The organism is Pseudomonas sp. PAMC 29040 (assembly GCF_003994535.1).
Taxonomy (GTDB): Bacteria; Pseudomonadota; Gammaproteobacteria; order Pseudomonadales; family Pseudomonadaceae; genus Aquipseudomonas; species Aquipseudomonas paraversuta.
In genome coordinates, this window is sequence record NZ_RZAA01000018.1 from 1 (window position 1) to 16164 (window position 16164).

The following is a 16164-nucleotide window of genomic DNA, read 5'->3' on the forward strand; positions in this document are numbered from 1 at the left end:
AGTAATTCATTTCCACGACCAAGCGAATGGCCTCGGCTTTTTCTTCGGCAGTTACGACCCGAAATCCCATGATGAATCCTTAAGTTGATACTCCTACATGATGGTCCATAAATATTGAGCCACAACAACACCGCACCGCTGCCATCGCGAGCAAGCTCGCTCCTACAGGTCCACCTGCCCACCCGCCCGGCCAGTGCACCATCATTTCTGTGGGAGCTGGCTTGCCAGCGATGCATACACCGGGATTTTCCTGATACACCCCACCGCTGCCATCGCGAGCAAGCTCGCTCCTACAGGTGCACCTGCCCACCTGCCCACCCGCCCGGCCAGCGAACCATCACTATTGTGGGCTCAGGGTTGCCAGCCTACTTTGGCCAGGGCGCTAAGCAGGCGCTCTGGCTTGAGGGAAAACACCTGGCTGGCGCAACCCTTGAGGTCACTGGCAGCCAGCATGGCATTGAGAATGGCCTCTTCTACCGCGTCTGCGGCAGCCACGAACAACGGTGAGATGTAATCGTTATTGACCATCTGCAACTCGGTGGTCGGCGCCCCCGGATGACCAAAATCAGCCGCCGGCAAACTGCTGTTGCCCACCGAAAAGGCAATGAAGATATCGCCACTGGAATCCTCAGTGCCCCCTCCAACACGTGCAAGACCAACACTCGCCCGCTGCGCAAGCCGGGTGCATTGATGCGGCAACAAAGGTGCATCGGTAGCAATGGTAATCACGATGGAACCCATGCCCGGCTCGCCGACATTGATCTCGCTCCTGAACGGCGACGGCACATCATTCAGTACCTTGCCGACCGGATACCCCGCCACCCGCAGCGCTTCTCGTACGCCGTAGTTGGCCTGCACCAGAGCGCCAACGGTCCAGCCGCCCTGCTCAGTGCTCAGCACCCGCGAAGCGGTGCCGATGCCACCCTTGAATTCATGGCAAATCATGCCCGTGCCACCACCCACATTGCCCTCCTGGACAGGGCCGGACCTTGCATCCTGCAGCGCCAGTTGCACATGCTCGGGGCGCACGTGCTGGCCCCAGATGTCATTCAAGGTGCCATCGTAGGTTTCCAGTACCACAGGCATGCACCAATAGGTGTGCTTCTTGCCCATTTCACGTTCTGCGGCCACCAGCGCATCGCGCACTACACCGACGCTGTGGGTGTTGGTATAGGCGATGGGCGTGGTCAGTAAACCAGCTTCGCGAATCCACTCCAGACCGGTTGCGTCACCGTTGCCGTTCAACACATGGACCCCGGCAAAACACGGCTGCAAATGCGCCGCACCGGCCCGCGGCTCAATGACCGTGACACCGGTATGGATGGAAGCTTCGGCGGTTTCTACATTCAGCGTGTGATGCCCGACCCGCACACCCGCAACATCGGTGATTGCGTTATAGAGGCCCGGGGTGCCCGAACCAATGGTTATGCCAAGCTCACGGATACGCATCGTTCTGCTCTCGTTGTGGTCAGTAAAGTGCGCCCAGTGTAGAAATCCGGGCAACACTTGACGATACCCCCCATTCACTACCCCAAAGAGGGTATGGATCAATCCTTTACTTGTCCGACTTGATGCTGGTCCAGGCCCGGGTGCGTACACGCTCGAGCTTCTGTGGCAGCGGCTGCACCACATACAGGTTGTTCAGGGCTTCGCTGGTCGGGGTCAGGTTGGGGTTGCCGGTAATGTCCTTGCTGATCAAGGGCAGCGAGTCTTTGTTGGCATTGGGATAACCGAGAAAATCGCTGATCGGGGCAATGACCTTGGGCTCCAGCAAGTTGTTGAGGAATTCATGGGCCTCGGCGACATTTTTCGCGCTTTTCGGAATGGCAAAGGTATCGAACCAGATGGGCGCGCCTTCCTTGGGCAGACGCCAGTCAACCACCACACCGTTGCCCGACTCTTTGGCCCGGTTGCCGAACTGGTAGAAGCTGCCGGAATAACCGATGGCCACGCAGATGTCACCGTTGGCAATGTCGGTCATGTATTTGGCCGAGTTGAAATAGGTGATGTAAGGACGAACCTTCAACATCAGTTCCTTGGCTTTTTCATAGTCGGCCGGGTTCTGGCTGTTCGGGTCCAGACCCAGATAGTGCAGGGCCAGCGGCAGGATCTCGGAAGGCGAGTCGAGCATGGCCACGCCGCAGGATTTCAGTTTTTCCATGTTCTCGGGTTTGAACACCAGGTCCCAGCTGTCCACCGGTGCATTGTCGCCCAGCGCGGCCTTGACCTTGGCCGGGTTGAAACCGATCAGCACCGTGCCGTACATGTAGGGCACCGCGTACTGGTTGCCGGGGTCGTTGGTCTGCAACAGCTTGAGCAAGGCCGGATCTTGATGCTGCCAGTTGGGCAGTTTGGATTTGTCCAGTTTCTGGAATACCCCGGCCTTGATCTGGGTATCAAGAAACTGGTTCGACGGCACCACCAGGTCATACCCGGAGTTGCCGGTCAGCAGCTTGGCCTCCAGGGATTCGTTGGTATCAAAGGTGTCCCAGATCACCTTGATCCCGGTTTGTTTGGCGAAGTCCTTGGGCACCGAAGGCAGGATGTAGTCTGCCCAGTTGTACACCCGCAATTCGCGCTGTTCGGCCTGTACGGCACTGGCCAGCAGGGTCAGTCCGCAGACGGTAAGGCCCAGTAAGCGTTTGATTGTGTGCATGCGTGTGTTCCCCGAAGTCGGCGTGAGATCGATATTTTTTATGTTCTGTACACGGCAGCGGCCTGCAAATGGCCAAGGGCAAGCTCGGCAAACTTTCTTGTTAGAGGGCGGGTGCTTTTGATTCTTGCCGACAACCCTGGCGCATCACAGTGGGAGGCAGGCCAAAAGGGGATAGTTATGGCCAATGTTTATGTCCGGATCCAGCCGTCGAGCCTGTAGAAACTGTTGCCCAGCCAACAGTGGATCAGCAAACACCTGCCCCAAAAACAGCAGCCGATGCGCCAACCCCCGCATTCAGGGGCTTTGTCTGTTGGTACGGAGTTTGCTCAAGGGTATTACCTGTCCACAGTCCGCTGCCCAACAGCCAAGGATCAACCATGTCTCAAGCGCTGCAAGTCGTCGTCGTTTCCGGGGGAGCATTCAGCCCTTCACGCACCCTGGTGCTGGCCGAGGCGATTCTCGACGAACTGAAAACCCGGCTTACTCTCGAAAGTCACTTGATTGAGCTGGGCGATATAGCCCGGCAATTGGGCGGCGCCCTGTCACGCCAGGAGCTTGGCCCCGAGGTCGAAGCACAGATCCGGGCCATCGAGAACGCCGACCTGCTGATTGTTGCGACACCGGTCTATCGCGGCTCCTACCCGGGGCTGCTCAAGCACCTGTTCGATCTGGTGGATATCAACGGCCTGATCGATACCCCGGTGTTGCTGGCCGCCACCGGCGGCAGTGAGCGCCATGCCCTGGTGCTCGAACACCAGTTGCGGCCGCTGTTCGGTTTCTTTCAGGCACTGACCCTGCCGATCGGGGTGTATGCCGTCGAATCCGATTTTGCCAATTACCAGATAACCAGTGAGCCCTTGAAGACTCGCATCCGCCTTGCTGCAGAACGTGCCGCGCCGTTGTTCGGCGTGTCTGCCAGGAACCTGCTGAAAATCGCTTAAGGACTCTGTCATGGATGTGTTCTGGTTTCTTCCCACCCACGGCGACGGCCATTACCTGGGTACCACCCAGGGCGCCCGCCCGGTCACCCTCAACTACCTGAAACAGGTGGCCCAGGCGGCCGACGATCTGGGCTACCACGGGGTGCTGATCCCCACCGGCCGCTCGTGCGAAGACTCGTGGGTGATCGCCTCGGCACTGGTGCCGCTGACCGAGCGTTTACGTTATCTGGTGGCCATCCGCCCGGGGATCATTTCGCCGACGGTCTCGGCACGCATGGCCGCAACCCTGGACCGACTGTCCGGCGGGCGTCTGCTGATCAATGTGGTGACTGGCGGCGACCCGGATGAAAACCGTGGCGACGGCAGCTTCCTCGATCACAGCGAGCGCTATGAAGTCACCGACGAATTCCTGAAAATCTGGCGCCGGGTCCTGCAAGGCGAAGCTGTGGATTTCGAAGGCAAGCACCTGCGCGTACAGAACGCCAAGGCGCTCTACCCGCCCGTGCAGAAACCCTATCCGCCGCTGTATTTCGGCGGCTCTTCCGAAGCCGCCCACGAACTGGCTGCCGAACAGGTCGACGTGTACCTGACCTGGGGCGAACCACCGGCGGCCGTGGCCGAAAAACTGGCCGATGTACGCCAGCGTGCTGCCCGCCAGGGCCGTACCCTGCGCTTCGGTATCCGCCTGCATGTCATCGTGCGCGAGACCGAACAGCAAGCCTGGGCAGCGGCTGACAAACTGATCGAACACATCAGCGACGAGACCATTGCCGCCGCCCAGAAGTCCTTCTCGCGCTTTGATTCTGAAGGCCAGCGGCGTATGGCCGCGCTGCATGACGGCCGTCGCGACAACCTGCAAATCGCCCCCAACCTGTGGGCCGGTGTCGGCCTGGTGCGCGGTGGCGCCGGTACTGCACTGGTGGGCAACCCGCAACAGGTGGCAGCGCGGATCAAGGAGTACGCCGACCTGGGGATCGAGAGCTTCATCTTCTCCGGCTATCCGCATCTGGAAGAGGCCTACCGCTTTGCCGAGCTGGTATTCCCCTTGTTGCCCGAGCCGTATGCCAGCCTGGCTGGACGCGGCATCACCAACCTGACCGGCCCCTTTGGCGAAATGATCGCCAACGACGTTCTGCCGGCCAAAGCCTGAGGCCTGCCCTGTCCCCTGTGTAGGAGCGAGCTTGCCTCGCGAGCTCTTCACAACAGCGCCGCAGATATCAAACCGCCCCAAACAGCTCGCGAGCAAGCTCGCTCCTACAGAAACACAGGGGCACAGCGGCACAGCGGCAGGATTTTTTGAATGGAGGCCATAACCCGTGACAGCCCATCTACAAGACGCAGCACTTACCCCGCTGCACACCGCCCGGGCGCTGGCCAGCGAGTTCGCCCACAGCGCGGTCGAACGCGACGAGCGTGGCGGTACGCCCATTGCGCAACGGGATGCCCTGCGCGCCAGCGGCCTGCTGGCCATGAGTATTCCCCGCCAGTTCGGCGGCCTCGGCGCCAGCTGGAGCGATACCTTTGAGGTGGTGCGCGAGTTCGCCCGGGTCGACAGTTCCATTGCCCACGTATTGGGCTTTCATCACTTGATGCTCGCCACTGTCCGGCTGTTCGCACGCCCCGAGCAATGGCAGCCCTGGTTCGAACTGACCGCCCGCCAGAACTGGTTTTGGGGCAACGCCCTCAACCCGCTGGACACCCGCACCACCGTGCGCAATTTCGGCAGCTGGCGCGAATTCTCCGGTAAAAAAAGTTTCTGCTCCGGCGCCAGCGACTCGCAGATGCTGATTGCCTCGGCGGTGGATGAGGCCGCCGGTGGCAAGCTGTTGATCGCCGCCATTCCCAGCGCACGTACCGGCATTACCTTGCATGGCGACTGGGACAACATGGGCCAGCGCCAGACCGACAGTGGCAGTGCCACCTTCGAGCGGGTACGGGTCGAAGAGTCGGACTTGCTGCTCGATCCGGGGCCTTTGAGCACCCCGTTCGCCTGCCTGCGGCCTCTGATTGCACAGTTGCATTTCGCCAACATTTTTCTCGGCATCGCTCAGGGCGCGTTCGAAGAGGCACGCCAGTACACCCTCGGTGAAACCCGCCCCTGGTTTAAATCCGGCGCCACGCAAAACCATCAGGACCCCTATGTACTGGGGCACTACGGCGATTTCTGGGTGGGCCTGGAAAGTGCCCGGCTGCTGGTCGAGCACGCCGCCGCGCAACTGGACAAGGCCTGGGCCAAGGGTCCCAGGCTCAGCGAACAGGAGCGCGGACAGGTGGCCGTCGCCATCGCCACCGCCAAAGTCGCCGCCCACCGCCACGGGCTGGAGCTGTGCAGCAAGGTTTTTGAAGTCACCGGCGCCCGCGCCACCCACGCCGCTGTAGGTCTGGACCGGCACTGGCGCAACCTGCGTACCCAAAGCCTGCACGATCCGCTGGATTACAAGCTTCAAGAATTGGGCGACTGGGCACTGAACCAGAACCTGCCTACTCCCACTTTCTATTCCTAGAGAAGCCTATGCAGCTTTTGACGCTACCGCCCTCACCCGCCCTGGCAACGTCGATCCGCGCCACCGCGCAAGTATTCGAAGACCCGAAATCCAGAGCGTTGCTGGCCCATTTGCAGCAGGTCGCCCCCAGCGAAGCCAGCGTACTGATCATTGGTGAAACCGGAACCGGCAAAGAACTGGTCGCCCGCCATCTTCACAACCTGAGCGCTCGCCGTAACCGGCCGTTCATTGCGGTCAACTGCGGCGCGTTTTCGGAGTCACTGGTGGAAGCGGAGCTGTTTGGGCACGAGAAAGGCGCCTTCACCGGCGCGCTCAGTGCCAAGGCCGGCTGGTTCGAAGAAGCTGACGGCGGCACCCTGTTCCTCGATGAAATCGGTGATTTGCCGATGGCCATCCAGGTCAAGCTGCTGCGGGTGCTGCAGGAGCGCGAGGTGGTGCGCCTGGGGTCGCGTAAAAGCATACCCATCGACGTGCGGGTGCTGGCGGCCACCAACGTGCAGCTGGAAAAGGCGATTAATGCCGGGCATTTTCGTGAGGACCTGTTTTATCGCCTGGACGTGGTAAGCCTTGAGCTGAGCCCGTTGCGCGAGCGGCCCGGCGACATCCTGCCGTTGATCCGGCACTTTATCGAGGCCTACAGCAAACGCCTGGGCTACGGCGAGGTACGGCTAAGTCCTGCAGCGCAAAGCAAGCTGCAGGGCTATGGCTGGCCGGGCAACATTCGCGAGCTGGAAAACGTGATCCATCACACGCTGTTGATCTGCCGCGACGGCCTGATCCAGAGCGGCGATTTGCGCCTGTCCAATATGCGCATCGAACGCCAGGAGGAGCCCGCCGGCACCGACAAATCTGCCGAAGCCCTGCTGGAGCGGGCCTTCCAGCAACTCTTTGAAGAACACCCCGCAGCCCTGCACGAGAAAGTCGAGGAGGTTCTGTTCCGCACCGCCTACCGCTTCTGTCACTACAATCAGGTCCACACCGCCAACCTGCTGGGCCTGAGCCGCAACATCACCCGCTCCCGACTGATCAACATCGGCGAACTGGCGGTCAACAAACGCCGGCCCAATGACACACCGCAAAGCGAAAGAATGCTAAACCTGTGCATCTGAACTGTCCAAATACCTGCCCCATGAGGATTCGATGACTTATATCGCTGCCGAAAACCGCTATCAATCCATCCCTTATCGCCGTACCGGTCGCAGCGGGCTGCTGCTGCCAGCACTGTCTTTGGGCCTGTGGCACAACTTTGGCGACAGCACGCCGATCGACACCCAGCGCGCGCTGTTGCGTACTGCCTTCGACCTGGGCATCAACCACTTTGACCTGGCCAACAACTACGGCCCGCCCTACGGCAGTGCCGAGATCAACTTTGGCCGTTTGCTGCGCGAAGACTTCAAGCACTACCGTGACGAGCTGATTATCTCCAGTAAAGCCGGCTGGGACATGTGGCCCGGCCCGTACGGCCAGGGCGGCGGTTCGCGCAAGTACGTACTGGCCAGCCTGGATCAGAGCCTGCAGCGCCTGGGGCTGGACTATGTCGACATCTTCTACTCGCACCGCTTCGATCCCGACACGCCACTGGAAGAAACCGCCAGCGCCCTGGCCACCGCAGTGCAACAGGGCAAGGCGCTGTACATCGGGATCTCCTCGTATTCCGGGGTAAAAACCCGCGAAATGGCGGCCTTGCTCAAAGAGTGGAAAGTGCCGTTGCTGATCCACCAGCCGGCGTACAACCTGCTTAATCGCTGGGTTGAAAAGGACCTGCTGGACACCACCGAGGAGCTGGGCACCGGCGTGATTGCCTTTACTCCGCTGGCTCAGGGGCTGCTGACCGACAAGTACCTCAACGGGGTTCCGGCCGATGCACGGGTCAATCGTCCGGGGGGTGGCTCGCTGCAAGCCTCGCATCTGTCCGACGCCAATATCGCCCATGTGCGTGCACTGAACGAGATCGCCAAACGCCGCGGCCAAAGCCTGGCCCAGATGGCGCTGGCCTGGACATTGCGCGATCCGCGGGTGACCTCGGCGCTGATAGGTGCCAGCCGGCCGGAGCAAATCATCGAGAACGTCGCGGCGTTGCAGAACCTGAGCTTCAGCGAGCTGGAACTGGCCGAGATCGACCGCTTCGCCCAGGAAGGCGGGATCAACCTCTGGCAGAAGCCCTCGCTGGCCGAATAACCAGGCGCCCACAGGTTCTGTAACCTTCAACATAAAACCCTGTAGGCGCTTGCTCGCGAGCTTTCTATCGAGCCTATATTGATGACCGCATGAACGCGGCCTTCTTGAGAAGCTCGCGAGCAAGCTCGCTCCTACAGGCGAGCTTGCCTGGCCAACCGCTCTGCCAGAGCCTTGGCCTGCAAGGCAACGTCGGTCACCGCAGTGCTTTCCCACCACATTCCGCGCAATGGAGGGCCCATGGCAAACAGCCGTGGCGCAGGCTGTGATGCCGCATCCAGCACGGCACCTGAAGCATCGGCAGCAATCCCCAACCCCAGATTTCCGGGCTGCACCAGCCCACGTCGCAACAGCTGTACCGGCAGCGGTTTATCCACCCGGCGCCAGTCGTACTCGATGCCGGTGGAGTTGATCAGCCCGTCACCTTCGACCCATACCGATTCAGCCTGCCCCCGGTAGCGCAGACGAATCCGTGGCCGACCGCCCACCGCGTCCACCCCTTGCAGGGAGGCTGCGGTAATCGTCAGGCGGCCTTCACTGAGCAGGCGTTGCAGTAACGCATTGCCCTGGGGTGGCGAACGGTGGTGATGACTTTCCCACCAGGGCCGCACATGGCGTACAAACTGACGCCGTTGCGCATCGCTGGCCTGGTTCCAGAGCCTGCCTATATGCACCCGTACCGTATCCAGCGGTGCTTGCCAGTCGATACCCCGGGCCTGTGCCAAACGACATTGGCGGCGCAGTTCACGGAACAATTGCAGGGGGCTGCGCAGCTGTGGTGCCAGGGTCAGAAAGTCTTCCCAAACCGGCGGCTGGCGTCGAACCTGGGGCAATAGCCCGTGGCGCGAGTAGACCTGGATCGGACCGCGATGCCCGGCCTGATGCAAGGTCTCCAGGGCATCGACCATGGTCAGCCCGGAGCCGATGATCAGTACCCGCGCATCCACCGGCAAACCACGCAAGGCTGCAACATCCCAGGGGTCCAGGGCAGCGGCATTGAGCCCGCTGGACTGGCGCTGGGCGGTACGCGCGGCCGGGAACATGCCGGTGGCCAGCACAGCTGCAGCGGCTTGCCATTGGCCACCGTCGCCAAGGGTCACTGTGACCCCCTGTTCATGGGTTTGCAGGTCCACCACGGCATCACGGACGTGGGTCAGGGTTGAACCTGCCGCGGCTCCGATTTGCTGTGCCTGCGCCAGTTTCTGCTGGGCATACAGCCCGAACAGCCCCCGTGGCGGGAACAGCTCGGCCACCGCTACATGCTGTTGATCGGACTCCGGCCAGCCACCAGCGGCGATGTGCGCTTCAAGCCAGCGGGTCAGGTCATCGGGATCGTCCGGCTCGACGCTCATGCGCGCCGCATTGCCGTTCAGGGTGTGCCCCGGTTGCGTCGCACTGTAGGCTTCGCCACGTCCCAGCTCGGGCCGGGGCTCCACCAGCACGATGCGCCGGGCACCTGGCAAGCGCAGCAGTTGCATGGCCAACAGGGTGCCGCTCAGGCCACCGCCAACAATCAAGACATCGGCCTCACGGATGGCAGGGGTTGCCTGTCCGGCTTGTGGCTCGCTCATGGTATTCACTCGCTTTGGGGTTTTTACAGTTCGACCGGCAGGATCTTCTGCAGATCCTGCGGTGTCCAGCGTTGCGACTCAGGCGCGCTCTTTTGGTCGGCCGCGGTTCAATTCACCGAGGTTGCGCCAGGCCGCCCCCGGATGCCCGTCCGCCAGGCGCGGGCCTTCGCCGAACAGCTTCTCGCGCAAAGTGCCCTTGGTGTATTCCTTTTTGTAGACGCCACGTTTTTGCAACTCCGGAACCAGCAACTCCACGGCGTCAATAAAGGTCTCGTGGGTCACCGCATAGGCCAGATTGAAGCCGTCGACCCCGGTCTCTTCGACCCATTCTTCAAGCAGGTCGGCTACGGTTTCAGGGCCGCCGACGAACAGCGGGCCAAAGCCGCCGATACCCACCCAGTCGGCCAGTGCATTGGGGGTCCAGAGGGTATCTGGATCAGCGCTGGAGAAGGTTTCCACCGCCGATTTGATCGCATTGGTGGGCACGTTTTCAAGCGCCTGATCGGGCTTGAACTGGCTGAAGTCGATACCGGTCCAGCCCGAGATCAAGGCCATCGCGCCTTCGTAGCTGACATAGCTTTTGTATTCTTCAAACTTGGCTTTGGCCAGGGCATCGGTTTCGCCGAGGATCACCGTTTGCAAGTTGAAGATCAGGATTTTTGCCGGATCGCGGCCCGCCTCGGCAGCACGCCGACGGATATCGCTGACAGTTTTTTTCAGCAAGACCTTGGACGGCGCGGCGACAAACACGCATTCGGCCTGCTCGGCAGCAAACTGGCGGCCACGACTGGAAGCTCCGGCCTGATACAGCAGAGGCGTGCGCTGGGGCGAGGGTTCGCACAGGTGAATACCCGGCACCTGGAAGTGTTTGCCGACATGGCGGATCTCATGAATCTTGCTCGGGTCGCTGAATACCCGCCGCTCGCGATCGCGCAAGATTGCCCCCTCCTCCCAGCTGCCTTCCCACAGCTTGTAGCAAACCTGCAGGTACTCCTCGGCATAGTCGTAGCGCGCATCGTGCTCGGTCAGTGCTTGCTGGCCGATGTTCCTGGCGCCGCTTTCCAGATAGGAGGTGACTATGTTCCAGCCGGCACGGCCCTTGGTCAGGTGGTCGAGGGTCGACAGGCGGCGGGCGAAGGGATACGGGTGCTCGAATGAGAGCGAAGCGGTAAGGCCGAACCCCAGGTGCTCGGTCACCAGCGCCATCGGTGGAATCAGCTGCAACGGATCATTGACCGGCACCTGGGCGCCCTGGCGGATGGCAGCATCACCGTTACCGCGGTAGACGTCATAGATACCCAGCACATCGGCGATAAACAGCCCGTCGAACTTGCCTCGCTCGAGGATTTTCGCCAGATCGGTCCAGTATTCGAGGTCCTTGTACTGCCATGAACGGTCACGGGGATGCGCCCACAGGCCGGGCGACTGGTGGCCGACACAGTTCATGTCAAAAGCGTTGAGACGGATTTCGCGGGACATCGAATTACTCCTGAAACTGCGGCGCTGCAACGCCGTTGCGACAATGGAAATCATTGCAGTCGCTATTGCACAGGGCGTGCCGTCAACACCTGTCTTGCAGTCGCTGATGAGGCACATGGCGGCGCAGCAGTCGCAAAACCTGGGCACTCAATAGAACTGATAAACCTGGGGCCAGGATCAACGACAGCTTCGCTGCCGATCGCAGCCTCGTGACTCGTCAGCAACTACGGGTTGCGGCTGTGCGATTTGGGTACAGGTTGTGGCAGCGATGTTGGCTGGCAGGCAGTTCGCTGTGCACATGGGACGTTTTTAAAGGCCCGGGCAAACGGCACAGACTATGCAATCCCCCAGGCAGGAATCTTTTTCTTCAGGAGTACTGCCATGACCGTCTCACCTCTGTCCCAGGGCACCGACTACGAAACCCTGGCCAATCGCTTCCGCCCGCTGTTTCGGCAAATCGCCACCGGCAACGTCGTGCGTGAACAGGGCCGTGACCTGCCCCGTGAATCCATCCTGTTACTCAAGCAGGCCGGTTTTGGCGCGGTGCGGGTGCCGGTCGAACACGGCGGGGCCGGTGCTTCGGTGCCCCAGCTGTTTGAGCTGCTGATCGAGCTGGCCGAAGCTGACTCCAATATCCCTCAAGCACTGCGTGCCCACTTTGCATTTGTCGAAGATCGCCTCAATGCACCGCCAGGTCCGGCCCGGGATGCCTGGTTCGCACGTTTCGTGGCAGGCGAGCTGGTGGGTAATGGCTGGACCGAAGTGGGCTCGGTCAAGCTAGGCGAAGTCATCACCAAAGTCAGCCCGCAGGCAGCCGGCTTTGTGCTTAACGGCGCCAAGTACTACAGCACCGGCAGTATCTTCGCCGACTGGATTGATGTGTATGCCCGGCGCTCGGACAACGGCGCTGATGTCATCGCGGTGGTAGATGCCCGCCACCCCGGCGTCACCCACAGCGACGACTGGGACGGTTTCGGCCAGCGCACCACCGGCAGCGGCACCTCGGTGTATGTGGACGTGCCGCTGCCTGCCGAGCACCTGATCCCCTTCGAAACCCGCTTCAAATACCAGACCGCCTTTTACCAGCTGGTACTCCTGGCCGTGCTCGCCGGCATCGGCCGTGCGATAGAACGCGATGTAACGCAAGAAATACGCGAGCGCAAACGGGTGTTCAGCCATGGCACTGCCGACACCACCCGCGGCGATGCGCAAATCCAGCAGGTTGTGGGACAGATATCCGCCCAGGTATACGCAGCCGAAGCCGCGACCCTGCGCTGCGCCGGGCCGCTGCAGCGGGCTTATGTCGCGCGGTTTGGCCACGATCAGGCACTCGAGCGCCAGGCCAATATCGACGCCGAGATTGAAACTGCAAAAGCCCAAGTGGTGGTCTCGGAGCTGATTCTGCGAGCGGCCACTGACCTGTTCAACGCCCTGGGCGCTTCGGGTGTCAGCGTCAGCAAGTCACTGGACCGTCACTGGCGCAACGCCCGCACCGCGGCCTCGCACAACCCCTGGATTTACAAGGCGCGGATTGTCGGCGACTGGACAATCAACGGTACCGAGCCGCTGTATGTGTGGCAGATCGGTAATAGCCTGAAGGCAGGATAAGCCCCCTCCTCCGACTGCAGGAGCCAGCTCGCTCCTGCAGGGCTGTTCCTCAGTCTGCGCCAGGTTTCATCTCGTACCTTGTGTCCGATGCCAACCAAGGCGCCATACCCCACAGGCGATCACGATCCTGTCCACTACCGCGCAGGGAAGCCTCTCGGCTGGCCGCGGCAAACATGTCAGCCGCTGCCCGTGAACCTCTGCTGGCGTTGTCCCGGGGCACTGAAAGCTGGCGTATGCTCACCCCACCTCAATTCATCACACAGGCTGACCCTATGGGCTCGTCTTTCTTTTCATCCTGGACCTTCTGGGCATTGCTCTCGGCGGTGTTCGCCGCCATGACCGCCATTTTTGGAAAAATCGGCATCACCGGGATCAATTCCGACTTCGCCACGTTTATCCGCACCATCGTGGTCCTGGTGAGCCTGGGCTTGATCGTCTATGCCACCGGCCAGTATCAGTCACTGGGCTCAATCTCGACCCGCAGCTATGTGTTTTTGGTGTTGTCCGGCCTGGCCACAGGCGCCTCCTGGCTTTGCTATTACCGCGCCCTGCAACTGGGCCAGGCGTCCCTGGTCGCGCCCGTGGACAAACTCAGTGTGGTGATTGTGGCGGTACTGGGCGTGACCCTGCTGGGCGAAAAGCTCGACCTGCGGCAATGGGCGGGTATCAGCCTGATCACCACCGGCGTGGTATTGCTGGCGTGGCGCCGGTAGCACCCCGAACCGGGCTTGACGGTCTAAACTGATACAAATTATGTAAGAGGCATCTGCGGAACTTGTAGTCCCTGGCCCAGACTGCGATAAGGTTCCGCGCAAATCAGGGCTTGCCCGGCATTCCTGCAGGATCGATCACTGCCTTTGGCGGCATCAGCAAGGTTTATGGCGCTCTACGGTCAATCAACAGCAATCAGGAATCAACACTATGTACAGGGTTATCGCATGAAGTGGCTCAAGAGCATCATTCTGGGCCTGGCCCTGCTCGCCGTGGGCGCAGTGGGCGCAGTGGCGCTGGGACTGTTCTACTTTCTACCGCAACACGACGTGGTGATGGTCACCGGGGTTGAAGTCAAGCGGGTCGATCACAATGGCGTCATCAACGCTGAGAACCCGGCTGACGGTCCGACCCGGGATGTGTATTTCATCAATACCGAAAACCCTGATACCAAGAATGTCATGGTCTATCGCAACGAGGACACCGGCTGGTCGTTCCCCTGGTATTTCAAGTTCGACTCTGCGGACATCCAGGCCAAGGCCCAGGGTTACTCCCGTGATGCCGAGCAGCTGGCGCTTATTCGCTATTACGGATGGAGGATCAAGATCCTCTCGGTGTTCCCGAATATCACGGCCATTGAGTCCACCACCAGCCGCACTGAACCCTTCCCCTGGTTCAATACGATATTTCTGGGCGGTTTGACCCTGGTGGTGATTTTTATCGCGGTCTCGCTACGACGTCGCTTCAAGCGCCGCAATCAGGTGCCGGCGCACTGATCCTGCCCGTTCGCCCGCTGCAACTGACAAGTTTCAGGCCTCCTGTGGCGGGGGGCCTGAAAACAGCCAACGGGCCAGCTGATAACAGGCCGTAAACCAACGCCATAGTTAGTTCGGTAACAGCCGCAGGATTATTGATCCGGCATAGCGATCCGCGACTCGCAACATAGAAACATTTTGTTTGACTTAAGTTGCCTCAGAACTACGCTGACTCCTCTACTATCCCGCGCTTCAATTTAACTGGCAGGCCAGTGACGGCTGCCGGTACTTCGAATCAATCAGGGCTGAGGCCACTCAGTCCGCTCTGCAAGCTGGCAAGGGACAGTCTGCTTCTGAACTAATAATAGGAATGCCTCGATGTTTCAGCTTGATTTTTATGGAACGCTGGTGGCTGCCTCTTTGGTGCTGTTGCTGGGACGCGGGCTTGTTTCCCGCGTCGGATTTTTGCGTACCTACAATATTCCTGAACCCGTTGCCGGGGGCCTGGTCGTTGCCTTGCTGCTCCTGACTTTGCGCCTGTTCGACGTTGAAGTGCGGTTTGATACTTCACTGCAGATGCCTTTGATGTTGGCGTTCTTCGCCACGATCGGCCTGAATGCGGACTTCGCCAGTCTTAAAAAAGGCGGACGCGTGGTAAGCGTGTTCCTGCTGGTGGTGACCGGACTTTTAGTGGTCCAGAACGCCATGGGCATCGGTCTGGCCACGGCTTTGGGGCTCGACCCCCTGATGGGCCTGCTGACCGGCTCCGTAACCTTGTCCGGCGGCCACGGTACAGGGGCGGCATGGGGCGCGACATTCACCGAGCAATACGGCCTGGCCTCCGCTTCGGAACTGGCAATGGCCTCTGCAACCTTTGGCCTGGTGCTGGGTGGCCTGATCGGCGGACCCGTCGCCCGTCTGCTGATCAAACGGGTCAAGACCCCCGGCCTTACCCACGAAGAAGTGCAACTGCCAAAAGGCTTCGAGCAACCCAACGAAGAGCGTTCGATCACGCCGTTTTCCTTTATCGAAACCCTGGCGCTGATCTCCGTCAGCCTGCTGGGCGGCAACCTCCTCAACGGCCTGCTGCAGGGCACGGCTTTCGAGCTGCCGACCTTCGTCTGCGTCCTGTTTGTGGGCGTGATCTTGCGCAACGGCCTTTCTGCACTGGGCCTGTATCAAGTGTTCGAGCGTGAAGTCTCGGTCCTGGGCAACGTCAGCCTGTCGCTGTTCCTGGCCATCGCCTTGATGTCGCTCAAACTTTGGGATCTGGCAGCCCTGGCATTGCCTATTTTCATCCTGCTGGTGGCACAGACCCTGGTCATGGCCCTGTACGCTATTTTCGTGACCTTCAGGGTCATGGGCAGCAACTACGATGCTGCAGTTCTGGCGGCAGGCCACTGTGGCTTCGGCCTGGGTGCCACACCGACGGCCATCGCCAACATGCAGGCGGTGACACAGCGCTACGGTCCTTCGCAGATAGCCTTTCTGGTGGTGCCAATGGTGGGGGCGTTCTTCATCGACATCATTAACGTCATCGTGATCAAGCTGTACCTGTTGCTGCCGTTCCTCGGCGCCGGCTCCTGATCCACCGCTGCCGGGCCTGCTCTGTCAGTGCCCGGACTGCCCGGCCATAAAGGCACCAGGGGCAGCGCAACAACAAATAAACCTTTTTGCGATCGACAGTTGTTGCGGTCGATCGCAACTTTCAGTCTTCAATACCCTGCCCTTTACATCAACTTGTCGCCCTCACTGAAAGTTGCG

13 protein-coding genes are annotated in these 16164 nt (G+C 60.6%); 9 read left to right on the forward strand and 4 right to left on the reverse strand.

From position 1 onward, the window contains the following. Positions 1–351: 351 nt before the first annotated feature. Positions 352–1449, reverse strand: a complete 1098-nt coding sequence (locus tag WG29040_RS23610) for a P1 family peptidase (protein WP_003446379.1) — start codon at positions 1447–1449, stop codon at positions 352–354. A 106-nt stretch (positions 1450–1555) separates the two neighbouring features. Next, positions 1556–2656: a polyamine ABC transporter substrate-binding protein gene (locus tag WG29040_RS23615; protein WP_003446378.1), complete on the reverse strand. Its 1101-nt coding sequence runs from the start codon at positions 2654–2656 to the stop codon at positions 1556–1558. 377 nt (positions 2657–3033) lie between these two features. Here WG29040_RS23615 and msuE point away from each other — a divergent pair, with 377 nt between their 5' ends. From msuE to mgrA, 5 genes are all read left to right on the forward strand, one after another. Beyond that, a complete protein-coding gene (gene msuE, locus WG29040_RS23620; RefSeq protein ID WP_003446376.1) occupies positions 3034–3597 on the forward strand; it encodes an FMN reductase in 564 nt (187 codons plus the stop codon). Positions 3598–3607: 10 nt separating this feature from the next. After that, positions 3608–4747 (forward strand): FMNH2-dependent alkanesulfonate monooxygenase, encoded by a 1140-nt coding sequence (gene ssuD, locus WG29040_RS23625; protein WP_003446374.1) that lies wholly within the window; start codon positions 3608–3610, stop codon positions 4745–4747. 166 nt (positions 4748–4913) lie between these two features. Further along, positions 4914–6101, forward strand: a complete 1188-nt coding sequence (locus WG29040_RS23630) for an acyl-CoA dehydrogenase family protein (protein ID WP_127197048.1) — start codon at positions 4914–4916, stop codon at positions 6099–6101. 8 nt (positions 6102–6109) lie between these two features. After that, positions 6110–7210, forward strand: a complete 1101-nt coding sequence (locus WG29040_RS23635; RefSeq protein WP_127197049.1) for a sigma-54-dependent Fis family transcriptional regulator — start codon at positions 6110–6112, stop codon at positions 7208–7210. Positions 7211–7241: 31 nt separating this feature from the next. Continuing rightward, entirely contained in the window at positions 7242–8279 is a 1038-nt protein-coding gene (gene mgrA / locus WG29040_RS23640) for an L-glyceraldehyde 3-phosphate reductase (protein ID WP_003446361.1), read from the forward strand. A gap of 131 nt (positions 8280–8410) precedes the next feature. Here the strand turns inward: mgrA and WG29040_RS23645 are convergent, their stop codons facing one another. Together WG29040_RS23645 and WG29040_RS23650 are read right to left on the reverse strand one after the other, a co-directional pair. Next, positions 8411–9847, reverse strand: coding sequence for an FAD/NAD(P)-binding protein (locus WG29040_RS23645; protein ID WP_010657226.1), 1437 nt, complete (start codon positions 9845–9847; stop codon positions 8411–8413). Positions 9848–9925: 78 nt separating this feature from the next. Continuing rightward, a complete protein-coding gene (locus WG29040_RS23650) occupies positions 9926–11326 on the reverse strand; it encodes an LLM class flavin-dependent oxidoreductase (RefSeq protein ID WP_010657225.1) in 1401 nt (466 codons plus the stop codon). 381 nt (positions 11327–11707) lie between these two features. Between WG29040_RS23650 and WG29040_RS23655 the strand changes: the two genes are divergently transcribed. The 4 genes from WG29040_RS23655 (at position 11708) to gltS (ending at position 15987) form a co-directional block, all read left to right on the forward strand. After that, entirely contained in the window at positions 11708–12934 is a 1227-nt protein-coding gene (locus WG29040_RS23655; RefSeq protein WP_003446339.1) for an acyl-CoA dehydrogenase family protein, read from the forward strand. A gap of 272 nt (positions 12935–13206) precedes the next feature. Next, entirely contained in the window at positions 13207–13647 is a 441-nt protein-coding gene (locus tag WG29040_RS23660) for an EamA family transporter (RefSeq protein WP_003446337.1), read from the forward strand. A gap of 225 nt (positions 13648–13872) precedes the next feature. Continuing rightward, entirely contained in the window at positions 13873–14421 is a 549-nt protein-coding gene (locus WG29040_RS23665; protein WP_127197050.1) for a DUF1523 family protein, read from the forward strand. Positions 14422–14778: 357 nt separating this feature from the next. Further along, positions 14779–15987: a sodium/glutamate symporter gene (gene gltS, locus WG29040_RS23670; protein WP_010657222.1), complete on the forward strand. Its 1209-nt coding sequence runs from the start codon at positions 14779–14781 to the stop codon at positions 15985–15987. The last annotated feature ends 177 nt before the right edge of the window (positions 15988–16164 follow it).

Bases quoted from the DNA above. Each gene is read 5' to 3' on its own strand.
- WG29040_RS23610 (WP_003446379.1), bottom strand. From the start codon at position 1,449: ATGCGTATCCGTGAGCTTGGCATAACCATTGGTTCGGGCACCCCGGGC.
- WG29040_RS23615 (WP_003446378.1), bottom strand. From the start codon at position 2,656: ATGCACACAATCAAACGCTTACTGGGCCTTACCGTCTGCGGACTGACC.
- msuE (WP_003446376.1), top strand. From the start codon at position 3,034: ATGTCTCAAGCGCTGCAAGTCGTCGTCGTTTCCGGGGGAGCATTCAGC.
- ssuD (WP_003446374.1), top strand. From the start codon at position 3,608: ATGGATGTGTTCTGGTTTCTTCCCACCCACGGCGACGGCCATTACCTG.
- WG29040_RS23635 (WP_127197049.1), top strand. From the start codon at position 6,110: ATGCAGCTTTTGACGCTACCGCCCTCACCCGCCCTGGCAACGTCGATC.
- mgrA (WP_003446361.1), top strand. From the start codon at position 7,242: ATGACTTATATCGCTGCCGAAAACCGCTATCAATCCATCCCTTATCGC.
- WG29040_RS23645 (WP_010657226.1), bottom strand. From the start codon at position 9,847: ATGAGCGAGCCACAAGCCGGACAGGCAACCCCTGCCATCCGTGAGGCC.
- WG29040_RS23650 (WP_010657225.1), bottom strand. From the start codon at position 11,326: ATGTCCCGCGAAATCCGTCTCAACGCTTTTGACATGAACTGTGTCGGC.
- WG29040_RS23655 (WP_003446339.1), top strand. From the start codon at position 11,708: ATGACCGTCTCACCTCTGTCCCAGGGCACCGACTACGAAACCCTGGCC.
- WG29040_RS23660 (WP_003446337.1), top strand. From the start codon at position 13,207: ATGGGCTCGTCTTTCTTTTCATCCTGGACCTTCTGGGCATTGCTCTCG.
- WG29040_RS23665 (WP_127197050.1), top strand. From the start codon at position 13,873: ATGAAGTGGCTCAAGAGCATCATTCTGGGCCTGGCCCTGCTCGCCGTG.
- gltS (WP_010657222.1), top strand. From the start codon at position 14,779: ATGTTTCAGCTTGATTTTTATGGAACGCTGGTGGCTGCCTCTTTGGTG.